The organism is Pararcticibacter amylolyticus (assembly GCF_003130405.1).
In the GTDB taxonomy this organism is placed as follows: domain Bacteria; phylum Bacteroidota; class Bacteroidia; order Sphingobacteriales; family Sphingobacteriaceae; genus Arcticibacter; species Arcticibacter amylolyticus.
Genome location: NZ_QEAS01000001.1, coordinates 543,870 through 559,089, shown reverse-complemented (window position 1 = coordinate 559,089; position 15,220 = coordinate 543,870). Strand labels below are relative to the sequence as shown.

Genomic DNA, 15,220 nt, shown 5'->3' with positions numbered 1-15,220 from the left:
TAAATAAAACAAATATACTATCAATAAAATACGATTTTTGCCAATTCCGGCAAGATCGTATTTTGTAAATCTAAAATCGTAAATCAAAATGTTACCTCATATATCGGATCCGTCGTCTCCTTTTAAGCAACCAGGGGGTATCCTCGATGAAATCGTTGCGAATAAGCTTATTGAAATCAAAGAAGCCAGGCTTAAAGTAGGAGTGAGCAGGCTGGAGGAAAGTGAACTTTTTGACAGAAAGTGCTATTCTTTGCGCCAGTCTTTGCTGGCTCCGGAGCGAACCGGTATTATTGCCGAGTTTAAACGCGCTTCTCCATCCAAAGGGATTATCAATGACCAGGCGGACGCAGCGGGGGTAACCAGGCAATACGCTGATGCAGGCGCTTCGGCGATCTCTGTTTTAACCGACAGGGAGTTTTTTGGCGGCAGTATAAAGGATCTGATTGAGGCCAGGAGTGTGAATAACATTCCTGTTTTAAGGAAAGATTTCATACTGGATGAATATCAGATCATTGAAGCGAAGGCTATAGGTGCCGATATCATCCTCTTAATTGCTTCGGTACTGAAGCCGCACACCATTGCACGTTTTGCACAACTGGCTAAGAGTCTTGGACTGAATACTCTGCTGGAAGTACACAAGCTAAGTGAACTCGAAGAAAGTATATGCGCAGATCTGGATGCAATTGGAGTCAACAACCGTAATCTTTCCGACTTTTCCGTTTCAGTTCAGCATTCGTTTGATCTTGTAGAGAAAATACCCGGAAACTTCCTGAAGATATCTGAGAGCGGAATAAGTAAAACCGAAACTATATTAGAACTAAAAGATGCCGGGTTTAATGGATTCCTGATCGGCGAGAATTTTATGAAAGAAGCTGACCCGGGTGCTGCCATGCAGGAATTCAGCTCCCGGTTAAAAACAGGCAGATAATTAAAAAGACATCAGGCATTGAAGTTGCCTGAAGATACAGAAATATGGCGAGACAAAAATTTTATGATACAGCGGTAAAACCCGAACGTGCAGTGCTGGTGGGGATAATCACTCCGGATGAGACTGAAGAGCAGGAACGCGAATATCTTGAAGAGCTGAAGTTTCTTCTGGACACAGCGGGGGGGATAACCGAAAATATCTTTACTCAGCGGATGCAAAGAGCCGACCGGGCAACATTCGTTGGAAAAGGAAAACTTGAGGAGATACAGGCCTATGTAAAATCAGAGGAAATAGATCTGGTAGTATTTGATGATGAGCTGTCTCCTTCACAGATCCGTAATATCGAACGGGAATTAGAAGTGAAGATCCTCGACAGGAGCAGTCTCATTCTTGATATTTTCGCGCGGAGGGCGCAGACAGCACAGGCTAAAACACAGGTAGAACTGGCACAATTACAATATCTTTTACCCCGCCTGACCAGGATGTGGACGCACCTTGAACGGCAGAAAGGGGGGATCGGGATGCGCGGTCCCGGGGAATCGCAGATAGAAAGTGACCGGCGGATGATCCAGAATAAGATTGCTCTTCTGAAAGAAAAACTGAAGCTGATTGACAAGCAGAATGAAACCCAGCGAAAAAACCGTGGTGAACTGGTAAGAGTAGCCCTGGTTGGATATACCAACGTCGGTAAGTCGACGATCATGAACATGATCTCAAAGTCGGATGTCTTTGCTGAAAACAAGCTTTTCGCCACCCTCGACACTACTGTAAGAAAAGTGGTGATCGAAAATCTTCCCTTCCTGCTTTCCGACACGGTGGGCTTTATCCGGAAGTTACCGCATCACCTCGTAGAATGTTTCAAGTCAACACTCGACGAGGTCAGGGAAGCTGATATCCTGATTCATGTGGTAGACATTTCCCATCCCGGCTTTGAAGACCAGATCCGGACCGTAAATGAAACACTTAAGGATCTTGGAGCTGCTAATAAAGAGACCATCACCGTCTTTAATAAAATAGACGCTTACCGCCATGAAGGCACTGAAGAAAGCGGGACACTGACACTGGACGATTTCAGAAATACCTGGATGAGCCGGCATAACAGCCCGGCTGTATTCATCTCAGCCCTAAACAGGGAGAATATAGAGGAGTTCAGAACAATTGTATTCGACAAGGTGAAGGATATTCACATGCAAAGATACCCTTATGCACCCTTGCAATAAGGGTATCTTTCCCGCTAAACAGCCCTTAACAGGAGTACAGGCTTATCAGAGCGGAAAGTCAGTTTAGCAGATACACTGTCGTGAAGAATGGATTCAAAAAAGCTGTATTTCCGGGGTAGTGAAATAATAATCTGAGCCCGGCAGCTTTTTGAATAGTCCAGGATCCCTTCCGTAATGTTTTTATGTTCAGTAAACCGGTATTCGTGTTCTACATCGCTGAGCATCTCATCCAGTAAGGCCTGTTCTTTGAGCACTTCTTCTTTTGGCTGCTCTCCCACCGGGCTGACATTCAGAACATCCAGCCTGGCGTTAAAGATGCTTAAAAAGCTTTTCAGGTTATCAACAGGGATTATTTCCCTGATCTGGCGAAAGTCGCAGGCAAGCACTACCTTTTCAACCGGCTTGAACAAGGCATCCGGAGGCACTACAAGTACCGGCCGGGTTGATGTTTTGGCGATGCGTATCGTGTTATTCCCAAGATCCTTGTCCTCCGGATCATCCTTTCCATTGCTTCCTATTATCACCAGGAAAGGATCTTCATGGGAATTCACCTCGTTAATAACGGCAAGGAGGTTCCCCTCTTCCAGGGCAATATCTACCACCACTTTCTTTTCTCCGAGTGAAGTGAGGCGGTCTTTAAGATTGTTCAATTTGCGGACAAACTGATTATTCATCCTTTGAATATCATCATCTCCGTATTGTGTGTAATCAACAGAAGGAAGGATTGTTTCATAATATCCCGTTCTGACTACATGGAGCAGAAGAAGACGGCAGTTACCTATTTGCTGCGCAAGTCGCAAAGCATACTTCGCAGCATGGTCTGCGGTCTTCGAAAAATCAACGGGAACTAAAATAGTTGCCATATATAAGAAATTTAGAAATCAGACATTCAGGTTATAAGAAGAAAAGAAAGTGCACAGCACAGCGCCGCATTCTGTTTCTGTTGCAGGTAAAAATACGAAAAGGAGCAACTAAAAGAAATGACCGGTATCACCGGAAAGCCACAATGACCTGTATATGGAACCCAAAACGAACTAATTTACTTACCTTTGACATCAGACATAAGAATTAAAAATCCTCTCAACTTTCGGATAAGGGGAACGTTATAATAACATGGAAAGTAAACGTCAGCAAAAATTCGCGGGGGTCATCCAAAAAGATTTAGCGGAGATATTTCAACGGGAAGGGATGAGCTTTTTGCCCAATACCCTGGTAACGATCACCCGTGTGAGGGTGACACCCGACCTGGCTATAGCCCGCGTATTTTTAAGCTTCTTCAATAATCAGAATAGTTCTCTTGCCCTGAATACCATAAAGGCTCATTCAAGCGAGATCAGATATAAACTGGGAAGCCGCATAAAAAACCAGGTACGCATCATCCCTCATCTCGAGTTCTTTGTAGATGATACAAATGAATACGTAGAGCGTATGGACAAGATCTTCGATAAGATCAGCAAAGAGCCCAGACAACCGGATACTGAAGAATGAAAGTAATCAGGGAACCTGTTAACTTTTACACCCATGCTTTCCCGGCAGTGCTTGCAGTCCCGGCTGCAGCTTTGTTATTCGCCAGGTCAGAAACTCCTGCTGAAATGATCTCCGGCTCTGTGTACGGAGCCTGTGCCTTTATCCTGTTCCTTATCAGCGCTATTTATCATGGTTTTCCGGTAACAGATTACTGGATCCGCTTCTGGCAGAAGTTCGACCATTGCTGTATCTACCTGATGATCGCAGGGACATACACCCCAACATCCCTGCTGGTGTTTTCGGGGGCAACCAAATGGACGCTTTTCGGGTTGATCTGGTTGATTGCGCTCTCAGGTTGCCTTCTCAAGATTTGTAACCGGTTAACTAACGAACGGATTTCGCTTGCGTTATATCTCCTGATGGGATGTATGATCGTGCCCCTCATTCACCAGATGCTTTCTGTTCTTCCGCTGGCCGCGGTTGTGTGGATGTTATTGGGAGGCGTATTTTATATAGGCGGAACCTATTTTTACTACAAAGACAGGCCAATGGGCAAATATGTTCACAGCCACGGAATATGGCACATATTTGTTGTGCTGGGAGCCATTTCGCATTTCATTTATATCTACTTTTACCTGTTCAGGTAAATCATATGAGCGTCCTGAATTTCAATCATCCTGTATACCCCGTTGTGGAGTTCAACAAAAGCACCGACCGGCTTTTAGCAATGAACTTCACGGATGAAAACACACAGCTTACTGAAGAAATACTGGCAGATACAGCTCTCTTTTCCGGATGGATTGAAAAGGAACTCCGGGCCGGGGGCTGCCGCTACGGCATAGGCGGATATGCTGAACACAGGACCATATATAGCAGAAGCACTCATTTCGGCACGGAAGCAGAGGAACCGCGCCGCCTTCATCTCGGAACAGATATCTGGGGAGCAGCAGGAACGGTAGTCCACAGCCCCCTGGAAGCACGAGTACACAGCTTTCAGTACAATGATCATTTCGGAGACTACGGTGCGACGATCGTCCTCAGACACGGAAATGATGATAACATTTTTTACGCCCTTTATGGCCATTTGAACCTCGCATCTATCTGCGGTCTTCAAGAAGGACAGGAAATTAAAGCAGGAGAAGCGTTCGCAGAATTTGGAGTACCAGAGGAGAATGGACACTGGCCCCCCCACCTTCATTTTCAGCTTATCTTTGATATGCAGGGAATGAAAGGTGACTACCCCGGCGTATGCCGTTTATCAGAAAAAGAGGAATACCTCTCCAATTGCCCGGATCCTGATATAATTCTTCGTCACACCTTTCAATAAATCAGTTGTTTATTCGTTATATAACGTATGACACTGAACTGGATACTACTTTTATTGACCAGCCTGTTTGCATCAGCGGGACAAGGAGATGTACCTTCTTTTAAAGGTGGCAGGAAAGGGCTTCAAAGCTTCATTTCACAGAACCTTATATATCCCGGTTACTCCAAGCAGAATTGTATTCAGGGAACGATCGAAGTCAGCTTTCGGCTGACCCGTACCGGTCATGTATCTGATTCCAGGATCCAAAACGGGTTGGGAATAGACCTCGATGAGGAAGCGCTGAGGATTGTCAGACTTTCTTCCGGCAAATGGATCGTCCCTGACGATTTTGACACCACTAATGTCATGGTGATGCCTGTCAGTTTTTCTCTTACTGATTATGGATGCGCAGGCCGGAGTGCTAAACAGATTAAGGAAGCGATCCATGCATACCGGGCACAGGAAGAGCTTACTGCTGCCATTACAAACTTTTACTCGCAGCGGCAACCCGGAAAATACAGCAGTGAAGACGAACAAAAGATCATTCAGCTAAAAGAGCAACTTGGAATTGATGAATCTTATATAGACGGCCTGTTTAAACAAGCCGTTAAAAAGCTCAAGCAGGGCGATAAGCAGGGCGCATGCGAAGACCTGCATTTTATCAAAAACCTGGGCAGCTCTAAAGCAGATAAAATGATCGAAGCTAACTGCAAATAGTTCATGAAGAAGTGCGGAACTTTTTCAATACTCCGGGTTTCGAATGCCTGAACTGCTTTTTTATTATACAAAATCCAGCCCCGAGAATTTACGGTTCAATATCTGGCTGTTATTCACATCAAGCCATTTATCCAGTACAGTAGCATAAACCTCGCGGAAATCAATTTTATATTTCAAATCCCCGTTATCCAAATTCGCCAGATCCGGCGCTTCATTATAGATACCTGGTTTCTTCAGCTTGCCCCCGAAAACAAATACATTGTTGGCAGTTCCATGGTCCGTTCCATTACTGGCATTTTGCTCCACACGTCTGCCAAACTCTGAAAAAGTTAACACCAGGGTATCATCGAGCCGGTCAGTCATCTTCAGTTCCTTTAAAAAGGCAGCAAGTCCTTCGCTGTATTGCTTCAGCAAGCGCCCCTGCTGATCCTTCTGCCCGGTATGGGTGTCGAAACCGCTAAGAGACACATAGTACACTCTGGTTTTTAACCCACTGTTAATAAAACGGGCAACCGTTTTCAACTGGCTGGCAAATCCAGTCTGGGGATAGTCCATCTTACTCTGGTAGGTCCTGGCTGTATTCTGAATATAAGCGGCAGAAGAATATGTTTCGATCATGGTCTTATACAAGTACCCCAGGTTATCTTCATTTAAATGCTTATCGGGCGAATGGACAACTTCCCTGAAGAAGGGTTCCCTGGTATTGTTAAAAAGCTTGCCGGGATCCTGTACGGCAATTCCCTTTTTAGTATGCCCTTTTAAGGCAAGAGAAAGGGAATCATCTACCTCAATTGCCGTATAAGGATCTTTACACGTCTGGCAGTTTGAATCCAGGTAACGGCCGATCCAGCCAGTGGTAAGATACTCCTCGGAATTGCTGGCGGTTTGCCAGATATCCATCGAACGAAAATGTGATCTGTCGGGATTCGGATAGCCAACGCTGTTCAATATGCCCATCCATCCCTGGTCATAGATCTCCCGGAGAGCTTCCATGTTAGGATTAAGCCCCTGCAATTCATTTAGTCTGATCAGATCATTTGGAGGAAGTGCGATGCTGGTACGTTTTTGATAGTAAGCATCCATTCCGTAAGGCACCACGGTATTCAAACCGTCGTTCCCACCCGAAAGCTGGATAATCACGAGGTTCCTGTAACCCGATAACTCTGATGCTCCAAGCACTTCGAGCGGCTTGAGAAAAGAGGGTATCAGAAAAGCTCCTGATGCCAGGGCAGTGTTTTTTAGAAAATCTCTTCTTTTCATTTTTGGCTGTCAGTAACCGGCTATCAGCTATCAGCTTACCGCCGCGATGTTAACTTTATACTCTTAAACGTTCAGTTGCTAATTAGTTAAACTTTTTCAGCAAAGCTGATATTCGGGGGTGCTGAGCAATTGCAGCACCATGCTGCGGATACTCCCGGTACCTATGCTATTTAAACTATGCCGCTCCGGATCGCCTGCAATCAGGAAATAAGCAAGTTCGGAGAGCTTTACATCGCTTGGAATGTCCTTCAGGAATATGTCCCAGCCGGGCTGGGTTTTTACCCGCCGTTCTACCTTTAGCTGTTGTCTTTTCGCAGCGGCAATAAACGCCTCATCCTCCGGGTCTGCCTTGCCTCCGGTATCTATAACTCCTCCGTTCAAAAGAAGCGAAGGCAGCTTCATCCTTGTTAACAGAGAGGAGCTGTCAATCCAGTTCTGACCTCCGGGCCATCCTGCGACATTAGGCGGATAAAACAGAGCCTGTCCCATTGACCGCTGCAATTGAAGCAGTACAGCAGGATTTTCATAGCGGATACTAAACTGGCGGTTTAACCCTGTCAGCAGCTCGACCGGCGACTTGATCTTGTTCCCCACATTCTTTTGATCGTAAAACCACTCACTGGTAAACATCTTTTCCACAAGAGGTTTTACTTCATACCCCGATTTATAAAAAACATCTGCCAGCTCTTTTACATGCCCGGGATCGGGAGAATCGTTGACAAAGAACTTATATATCTTTTCAGAGATGAAATATGCGGTTTGCTTCTTCGCCAGGATCATATCGATGATGTCTTCACCGGAAAAATTTCCTGTTTTCTCAAAAAAAGTTTTAGTATCCGTATCATGCTGTCTGACATTATAGAAAAACTCACCGGTCTTCCCCTTGTACTGCCAGCCGGTAAACGCACGTGCCGATTGCTTAATATCGTTTTCTGTATAGTGCCCCCTGCCAAGAGTGAATAATTCCATCAGCTCCCTGGCGAAATTTTCGTTCGGATGGCCTTTTTTATTTTGTTGATTATTAAGGAACGAAAGCATTGCCGGAGCTTTTGCAACCTCAAGAAGCAGCGTACGAAAATTACCGAGAGCATTCTTCCTTTGCACATTATTCAACTGCTGAAGATAATACCCGTCGTTCATCCGGCAGGCAAAGTGTCCATGCCAGAAAAGGGTCATCTTCTCCAGCAGCGGAGCTTTAGTTTCAGCCAGCCTTCTCATCCAGGCTATATTCACAGATCGCTCCTGCTCGTTTCTTCTGCGTAAATAATCTTTTATTTCCTCCTCTGTCGGATTGTCTTCTCTAGGAGGACGTTGCAGAAGCTCTGTTACCTCTGTGAGAGGATCGTCAGCTTCCGCCTGTTCAAAAAGCCGCCTTACCGCCTTCCTGACAGACATATCCGATAACTTCTCAAATTCGGAATAATGAACCCCGAAAGTAGCACGGGAGTACAGATGTTTCGCCTGATCGCTTTGCTTTGTTCTTTTCATCCGATGATAGCCTGACTGGCAGATGCTTTCTCTATTGACTCTATATTTAACGGCAGGTTTAACCGGAATGTTATTCTAAAAGCCCCCTTGCAGAAAAAAGCTCAAACGCTATTGTCAAATTAAAATCATTTTCTACCTTTATCTCACCTTTAATTAAATTATGAAACCAGCCTTCCTTTCACTATTATTAGTTCTGAACGCCTTTCTTGTTGCGAACGCTCAGAATGAGAGCTAAATATCCTATGACGCCGCCAGCCATGAAGTAAAAAGCACCTCCGTATTCTCCTTAAAAAAACACGTCATTCCTGCGGAGAAATATGCAGAGATGCAGAAGTTTATGGACGATATCTCTAAGTCGCTGAATAAGAAACTGGTGATCAAGAAGAAGGCCTGAGGAGATTTACGACATTTGAATTTACGGGTTTACGATCAGGAAACACCGGATAGTGGAAGCGCAGGTGTATATTTGCAGATCCGGTATGAGCGAAGACATGTGTAAATGATTTTCAGACTTGACGATAAAGATATTGCTTTTCCACCTCCTGAGCTTGCAGAGGAAGACGGGTTACTGGCCGTAGGCGGAGATCTGTCACCAGCCAGGTTACTGAAGGCATATAGCTCCGGGGTATTCCCCTGGTATTCAGAGGAGACACCCGTATTATGGTACTCACCTCATGAGCGCTTTGTATTATATCCCGAAAAGCTCCGCATCTCTAAAAGTATGCGGCAGGTACTCCGGTCCGGAAAATACAGGGTTACTCTGGATCAGGCGTTTGAAGACGTGATTGAGGCTTGTAGTACAGTCGCACGGGAAGGCCAGGACGGCACCTGGATCACACAGGAGATGAAAGAAGCCTATACCAGGCTTCATACACTGGGCTTTGCACATTCGGTAGAAGTGTGGGAGAATGAAGAACTTGCCGGTGGCCTGTATGGTGTATCCATGGGCCGGGTCTTCTGTGGCGAAAGTATGTTCAGCAGAAAGAGCAATGCCTCAAAAACAGCTCTTGCCTGGCTCTGCCAGAACAGCAACTATGCATTAATAGACTGCCAGGTTTACACAGAACATCTTGGTAGTATGGGTGCAGAGATGATTTCCAGGGAGACCTATATGACGTATCTAGTTTAAGATCTCCCTGATATCCTCGGCAGTCAGGGACTTCACAAAACTTTCTTCTGTAGTAATCAGTGATTCCGCGAACGAGCGTTTTCTGTTCTGAAGGGCCACGATCTTCTCTTCTACACTATCCTTTGTAATAAACTTGTAGATAAATACGTTCTTCGTCTGCCCTATCCGGTGCGTACGGTCAATCGCCTGCTGTTCTACTGCCGGGTTCCACCAAGGATCAAGCATGAACACATAGTCGGCCTCGGTAAGATTCAGCCCCACGCCTCCGGCTTTCAGGGAGATGAGAAAAAGCTTGATCTCGTTGTTCTTCTGAAATTCTTCCACTACTTCTCCCCGGTTTTTAGTGGCGCCATCCAGGTAAACATAGGGTACCCCCTCCTTATCAAGATACTTACGGTACAGATCCAGCTGCTTCACAAACTGGGAAAACACCAGTACTTTATGTCCTTCGGCCAGCACATTCTCAAGGGTATGAATAACATTCTCAAACTTGCCAGACTCGCCCTCATACTCGCTATCGATCATCTGGGGATGATTGGCGATCTGCCGAAGCTTTGTCAGCCCCTGCAGCACCTGTATCTGCGAACGCTGGAAAGTTCCGTCTTCAAGTGTCCGGAGAAGTTCATTCCTGTATTCCGATTTAATCTTTTCGTAATACTCGGCCTGCTCCTCACACATCCTGCAATAAAATATCTGTTCCGTTTTTTCAGGCAATTCTTTCGCTACCTGCCCCTTTGTTCTGCGAAGTACAAACGGCTTGATAATAGCCTGCAGCTTCTTTGCTTTCTCCTCATCCTTCTTTTTCTCAATAGGGTTAACAAAACTGTCCTGGAAAAAGTGCCGGCTCCCCAGCAGCCCTGCATTGATAAAAGACATCTGCGTCCAGAGGTCATTTACAGAGTTCTCAACAGGCGTACCGCTCAGGATAAGCTTATGTTTCGATTTTAACTTTCTGACCGCTTTATAGGCTTTTGAATCCGGGTTTTTGATATTCTGACTTTCATCCAGAATAATATAATTGAAATAAAGATGCTCCATCAGTTCTGCATCCACACGCGTAATACCGTAAGTGGTAAATACAACGTCGTACTGCATAAACAGTTCAACCTCCTTATTTCTGAAAGTACCGGTATGTACGAGGGTGTTCAGATCCGGGGCAAACTTTACTGCCTCATTCAGCCAGTTATAGATAAGCGAAGTGGGCATTATAATAAGCGAGGTCGACCGCTTTCCTTCTTCCAGATCCTCTTCTTTAATCTTTTGAAGAAGTGCAAGAGTCTGCACCGTTTTTCCAAGCCCCATATCGTCAGCCAGACATCCTCCGAAGTTGTACTTCCTTAAAAAATGAAACCAGTTATAACCAGCCTTCTGGTAAGCCCTGAGCTCTCCTTTAAAGTTCACGGGAACCGGAGTTTGCTCAATCTCTTCAAAATCGGACAGATTTTGAAGCTTCCGGTCTATTGTCAGAGAAGCCAGTTCGCTGTCGGCAAAATCGGCGATCAGCCCAATATGATGTTTCTTCAGGCGAAGTTCGCCATGGGTCTTGTCGGTAAAACTCAGCAGGCTGCCATAGCGGGAGAACCATTCCTCCGGAATAATGGCAACCTCTCCGGACGGGAGTACAAACTCCCTCACCTTGTTAAGAATGTGGTGTCGCAGATCAATAAAAGGAATCGTGAACGGACCGAAGCGGACCACCGCTTTCAGGTCGAACCAATCATTATTCTCCTCAATTTCAAGGTTAATATTGCTGTGTCCGAACAGGAAGCGCTTACCTCCTTCCTGCTGCTCTATTACAAAACCTTTCTCCATCAGGGTATCATGATGGGCATTCAACCAGTTGATGACAGTGAAGGAAGGGTCATCATCCGGCATTCTTGGCGCTTCCAGCTGAACAAACAGCCCACCAGTATTCCTGAGGCCAAGACTGAGTAACTCCCCGAGTTTCGCTTTTTCTCTATCTATAGACCGCTTTATCCTGTGGAAAATGTAATTGTCTTTATCTTTTTCCATCCTGACAGAAACCTTCCGGTCGTTCCCGGCAGAGAACACATATGTTCCATACCGGAAATAAAGCTGGAGTTGGGAATACCCCTCCGGAACAAATATCACCTTCAGTACCGGAACAGCGTCAAATTTCTCCGTGTTGATCACGAATCCCTCTGCGTAAACATGGTGTTTCTCTATCAGGGGCGCCACAAAGCGCTCGAAATAAGCATTCTCCGCAGTTTTGGGGATTGAAATATATCTCTTATTAAGAAAAGGCTGAAGTTTTTTCCCCTCCAGGTCTCCCTCGAAATAGTAAAGGACATCTTCAAGAAGGAGCCAAGCAGGATCGTTACAGATAATCTGCGCATCTTTAAACATGAATTCAATCCGGATCCCCTGATATTTTATCGTCGGGAAGTAGCGGGTCTCCTCATCGTTCCTTCTGAAGTGAAACAACACCGTGGCAGCCTCCGAGGCTATGGATAACTGTCGCTCTACCGGCCATCCTTCCTTGCTCATGAGATAAAATGGTTTATCATGTAGCAGGGCAAGAGCCTCTATTACTTTTCTCTCTATTTTGGGACGTATTGCCTGATGCAATTTGTCATCATATATCTTGCTGAAGAACTCAAGAGGACGGATCGGTTTTTTATAATAGCGCTTGATAATATGCCCCTGTTCCGTTTCCTCAAGAAGCTTAATCAGTTTTAGATCTGTTTCATCCAGAGACGCTGAAAATTCTTTTGCAGTATTCGTAAAAAGACGCTGATGCGTGAGAGAAAAATCGCCGTCGGGATTTAACTGAACAACATGTGGCTCGATTAAAAATCCAAGGTATTCATGCCTGCACAGAGAATATACAACTTTATATGGTTTCGAACTTTCAACCCTCAACATTGACAAATGGCTCAATAAAGTTATTTAAGATGTCGCCTAAAAGGGGATAAACATAAGGAGAATTATAGCGAATTCAAAATGGCAGGGCTTGCAGGCAATCCAAAATATGTATTATATTTGCCGCGTCTTAAGGGGTGCCTTGTTTGAAGAAGACGCAATCTGCGTTTTCTCCGACACAAAAAAAGGCTGAGATCATACCCACCGGCAGAAGTACGTTAAGAACGAAACTTCATGTCGGGCACCTGATCCGGATAATGCCGGCGTAGGGATGGTAAAAGTTAAAAAATGTACGTGACCCTTGCGTACACTATGTTTAACTAGTTTTTAAAATTTAAGTGAGAAAACACATTCTGATCGTCTTCATGACGATTCTGATGCCTTATGTCGCATCAGCCCAGTTCTCCGTTAAAGGGAGGATCACCGACATCCATTCACAGCAACCATTACCGGGAGCCAGTGTTCTGATTGGCAATCTTTCAAACTCCGCGAATTCTTCCGGCGAATTCAGCATTGGCAACCTGAAACCGGGTTCTTATCCCGTCAGGATACGCTATATCGGATACAGGGAGGTAAATCAGACAGTTAAAGTATCGGGAAACGAAACACTCAACATCCAGTTGTCGCCGAACAATTTTGTTACCGACGAGGTAATTGTAAAAGCCACCCGCGCCGGTGAAAATGCAGCCACCACCTATCGTAACATCAGCAGGGAAGAACTGGCGAAAAACAACCTTGGACAGGACCTTCCATACCTGCTGAATCAGACACCCTCCGTGGTGGTCAGTTCAGATGCAGGCACTGGGATCGGCTACACCGGGATCAGGATCAGGGGAAGCGATGCAACACGCATAAATGTTACCCTCAACGGAATCCCTCTGAACGATGCCGAAAGTCAGGGTGCTTTCTTTGTAAATCTGCCTGATTTTGCATCTTCAGTAGATAATATCCAGATTCAGCGAGGGGTAGGCACTTCCACAAACGGCGCAGCGGCCTTCGGGGGAAGTTTAAATGTGCAGACTACAACGAGAAGAGACTCGGCTTATGCGGAACTGAACAATACTTTTGGATCATACGATACCTGGAAGAACACCATCAATGTAGGAACAGGACTGATCAACAACAAGTTCACGTTCGATGCAAGGCTGTCACGGATTAAATCAGACGGATACATAGACAGAGCTTCCTCAGATCTTAAATCGTTCTTTGTAACCGGCGCCTTCTATGGAAAAAAGGATCTGGTGAGGGTAAATGTGTTCTCGGGTAAAGAAAAGACCTATCAGTCGTGGTACGGTATCCCGGAAAGTATCCTGGATACGAACCGCACCTACAACCACTACACATATGAAGATCAGACTGATAACTACCAGCAGGATCACTATCAGCTTCATTACACCCATACTTTCAGTGATAAACTATCCGTTAATACCGCTTTCCATTACACCTACGGACGCGGTTACTATGAGGAATTCAAAGACGCCGATTCGCTGAAAAACTATAGCATTACGCCGCCTGTGCTCAACGGATCAGCTGTTGAAAAAGCGAACATCATCCGGAGAAGATGGCTTGATAACGATTTCTACGGTCTTACCTACTCATTAAACTACAAGCCTGAAAACTCACTCGACTTCACTCTCGGAGGCGCGTATAATGAATATCGCGGAGATCACTTCGGAGAAGTGGTATGGGCAGACGTCCCTTATACTGATATCTCATCAAACCAGGAAAGCATCCGGAAAAAGTACTATGAGGATAATGCAGTTAAGACAGATTTCAACACTTATGCACGGGCAACTTACCAGGTGGGAAAGGTGAATGTCTTTGCCGATATGCAATACCGCAGAATAGGATATTCATTCCTGGGATATGACCGCAACCTGCGTAATGTACAGCAAAAAGATAATCTCAATTTCTTTAATCCTAAGTTCGGGTTCACCTGGCTGATCAATAACACCAGCAATTTCTACGCGTCCTTTGCAATGGCCCATAAGGAGCCTAACCGCGACGACTATACGGAGTCAACTCCCGGGAGCAGACCAAAAGCAGAGAAGCTGAATGATATAGAAACAGGGTACAGGATGAGGGGATCTAACTACCAGGCAGGGATCAACGCCTTCGGGATGTTCTATAAAGACCAGCTTATCCTGACCGGCAAGATCAACGACGTAGGTGCTTTTACCCGTCAAAACGTTCCGGACAGTTACCGCATCGGCCTGGAGCTCGATGGAAGCTGGCAGATCCTGCCAGCTCTGAGCTGGTCGGCCACTGCAAGTTTAAGCCGCAACAAGATCAGGCGTTTTGTCGAATATGTGGCGGTTGTGGATGATGACTGGAATACTGTAGGGGAAGAAAGTTTTGAATACAAAAACAGTAACATTGCTTTTTCCCCATCTTTTATAGGATCAAGTGAAATAAGTTTCAAGCCCCTTCAAGCCGTTGAACTGGCCCTGCTGAGTAAATATGTCAGCAGACAGAACCTGGATAATACTTCCAACAGGAACACGGGAATTGATGCCCCCTCCAACCGCGACAGGGTCCTGGAAGCATTCTTTGTAAATGATCTCTGCCTCCGGTATAACATCAGGGCCGGAAAAATAAAGAATGTTGGCATTGCCCTTCAGGTGAACAATCTATTCGGCGAGCTATACGAAAACAATGGATTCACCTACAGATCCATTGCACAGGGGGGACCTCTTTATACTGAGAACTCCTATTTTCCCCAGGCAACCAGGAACTTCTTTCTGTCCCTGAATGTAAAATTTTAGAAACATGAAATAGTATCAGGAAGATGTTCCCGCGTCATGAGCATCTTCCTGATACTA

The 15,220-nt window shown here is 45.4% G+C and carries 12 protein-coding genes; 8 read left to right on the top strand and 4 right to left on the bottom strand.

Features of this window, described 5'->3' with window-relative positions:
- The first annotated feature begins 88 nt into the window (after positions 1-88).
- A complete protein-coding gene (trpC, locus tag DDR33_RS02395) occupies positions 89-928 on the top strand; it encodes an indole-3-glycerol phosphate synthase TrpC (RefSeq protein ID WP_109414142.1) in 840 nt (279 codons plus the stop codon).
- 44 nt (positions 929-972) lie between these two features.
- Complete coding sequence (gene hflX, locus DDR33_RS02390) at positions 973-2,148, top strand: GTPase HflX (protein WP_109414141.1); 1,176 nt, start codon at positions 973-975, stop codon at positions 2,146-2,148.
- Positions 2,149-2,162: 14 nt separating this feature from the next.
- Here the strand turns inward: hflX and DDR33_RS02385 are convergent, their stop codons facing one another.
- Positions 2,163-3,011, bottom strand: coding sequence for a universal stress protein (locus DDR33_RS02385; RefSeq protein ID WP_109414140.1), 849 nt, complete (start codon positions 3,009-3,011; stop codon positions 2,163-2,165).
- Positions 3,012-3,261: 250 nt separating this feature from the next.
- Between DDR33_RS02385 and rbfA the strand changes: the two genes are divergently transcribed.
- Genes rbfA through DDR33_RS02365 form a run of 4 tightly spaced genes read left to right on the top strand, consistent with a single transcriptional unit; the run spans position 3,262 to position 5,638 of the window.
- Positions 3,262-3,636, top strand: coding sequence for a 30S ribosome-binding factor RbfA (gene rbfA / locus DDR33_RS02380; RefSeq protein ID WP_109414139.1), 375 nt, complete (start codon positions 3,262-3,264; stop codon positions 3,634-3,636).
- Complete coding sequence (trhA, locus tag DDR33_RS02375; RefSeq protein ID WP_109414138.1) at positions 3,633-4,262, top strand: PAQR family membrane homeostasis protein TrhA; 630 nt, start codon at positions 3,633-3,635, stop codon at positions 4,260-4,262. The genes rbfA and trhA overlap by 4 nt, the downstream gene beginning before the upstream one ends.
- A 5-nt stretch (positions 4,263-4,267) precedes the next feature.
- Entirely contained in the window at positions 4,268-4,942 is a 675-nt protein-coding gene (locus DDR33_RS02370; RefSeq protein WP_109414137.1) for a peptidoglycan DD-metalloendopeptidase family protein, read from the top strand.
- A 27-nt stretch (positions 4,943-4,969) separates the two neighbouring features.
- The gene (locus tag DDR33_RS02365) at positions 4,970-5,638 is read left to right on the top strand and encodes a TonB family protein (protein ID WP_109414136.1); all 669 of its coding nucleotides are present in this window, start codon (positions 4,970-4,972) and stop codon (positions 5,636-5,638) included.
- A gap of 63 nt (positions 5,639-5,701) precedes the next feature.
- Here the strand turns inward: DDR33_RS02365 and DDR33_RS02360 are convergent, their stop codons facing one another.
- The gene (locus DDR33_RS02360; RefSeq protein ID WP_109414135.1) at positions 5,702-6,898 is read right to left on the bottom strand and encodes a DUF1501 domain-containing protein; all 1,197 of its coding nucleotides are present in this window, start codon (positions 6,896-6,898) and stop codon (positions 5,702-5,704) included.
- A 96-nt stretch (positions 6,899-6,994) separates the two neighbouring features.
- Positions 6,995-8,386, bottom strand: a complete 1,392-nt coding sequence (locus DDR33_RS02355) for a DUF1800 domain-containing protein (protein WP_109414134.1) — start codon at positions 8,384-8,386, stop codon at positions 6,995-6,997.
- Positions 8,387-8,885: 499 nt separating this feature from the next.
- Between DDR33_RS02355 and aat the strand changes: the two genes are divergently transcribed.
- The gene (aat, locus tag DDR33_RS02350; RefSeq protein ID WP_109414133.1) at positions 8,886-9,515 is read left to right on the top strand and encodes a leucyl/phenylalanyl-tRNA--protein transferase; all 630 of its coding nucleotides are present in this window, start codon (positions 8,886-8,888) and stop codon (positions 9,513-9,515) included.
- On the opposite strand, the gene DDR33_RS02345 is transcribed toward aat, so the two are convergent.
- The gene (locus DDR33_RS02345) at positions 9,507-12,401 is read right to left on the bottom strand and encodes a DEAD/DEAH box helicase (protein ID WP_109414132.1); all 2,895 of its coding nucleotides are present in this window, start codon (positions 12,399-12,401) and stop codon (positions 9,507-9,509) included. The two genes, aat and DDR33_RS02345, sit on opposite strands and share 9 nt — an antisense overlap.
- 335 nt (positions 12,402-12,736) lie before the next feature.
- Between DDR33_RS02345 and DDR33_RS02340 the strand changes: the two genes are divergently transcribed.
- Complete coding sequence (locus DDR33_RS02340; protein WP_317047409.1) at positions 12,737-15,163, top strand: TonB-dependent receptor; 2,427 nt, start codon at positions 12,737-12,739, stop codon at positions 15,161-15,163.
- Positions 15,164-15,220: the final 57 nt, after the last annotated feature.

What these genes read in the sequence shown, in the direction of transcription:
- trpC (WP_109414142.1), top strand. Translation starts at nt 89, where the DNA reads ATGTTACCTCATATATCGGATCCGTCGTCTCCTTTTAAGCAACCAGGG.
- hflX (WP_109414141.1), top strand. Translation starts at nt 973, where the DNA reads ATGGCGAGACAAAAATTTTATGATACAGCGGTAAAACCCGAACGTGCA.
- DDR33_RS02385 (WP_109414140.1), bottom strand. Translation starts at nt 3,011, where the DNA reads ATGGCAACTATTTTAGTTCCCGTTGATTTTTCGAAGACCGCAGACCAT.
- rbfA (WP_109414139.1), top strand. Translation starts at nt 3,262, where the DNA reads ATGGAAAGTAAACGTCAGCAAAAATTCGCGGGGGTCATCCAAAAAGAT.
- trhA (WP_109414138.1), top strand. Translation starts at nt 3,633, where the DNA reads ATGAAAGTAATCAGGGAACCTGTTAACTTTTACACCCATGCTTTCCCG.
- DDR33_RS02370 (WP_109414137.1), top strand. Translation starts at nt 4,268, where the DNA reads ATGAGCGTCCTGAATTTCAATCATCCTGTATACCCCGTTGTGGAGTTC.
- DDR33_RS02365 (WP_109414136.1), top strand. Translation starts at nt 4,970, where the DNA reads ATGACACTGAACTGGATACTACTTTTATTGACCAGCCTGTTTGCATCA.
- DDR33_RS02360 (WP_109414135.1), bottom strand. Translation starts at nt 6,898, where the DNA reads ATGAAAAGAAGAGATTTTCTAAAAAACACTGCCCTGGCATCAGGAGCT.
- DDR33_RS02355 (WP_109414134.1), bottom strand. Translation starts at nt 8,386, where the DNA reads ATGAAAAGAACAAAGCAAAGCGATCAGGCGAAACATCTGTACTCCCGT.
- aat (WP_109414133.1), top strand. Translation starts at nt 8,886, where the DNA reads ATGATTTTCAGACTTGACGATAAAGATATTGCTTTTCCACCTCCTGAG.
- DDR33_RS02345 (WP_109414132.1), bottom strand. Translation starts at nt 12,401, where the DNA reads ATGTTGAGGGTTGAAAGTTCGAAACCATATAAAGTTGTATATTCTCTG.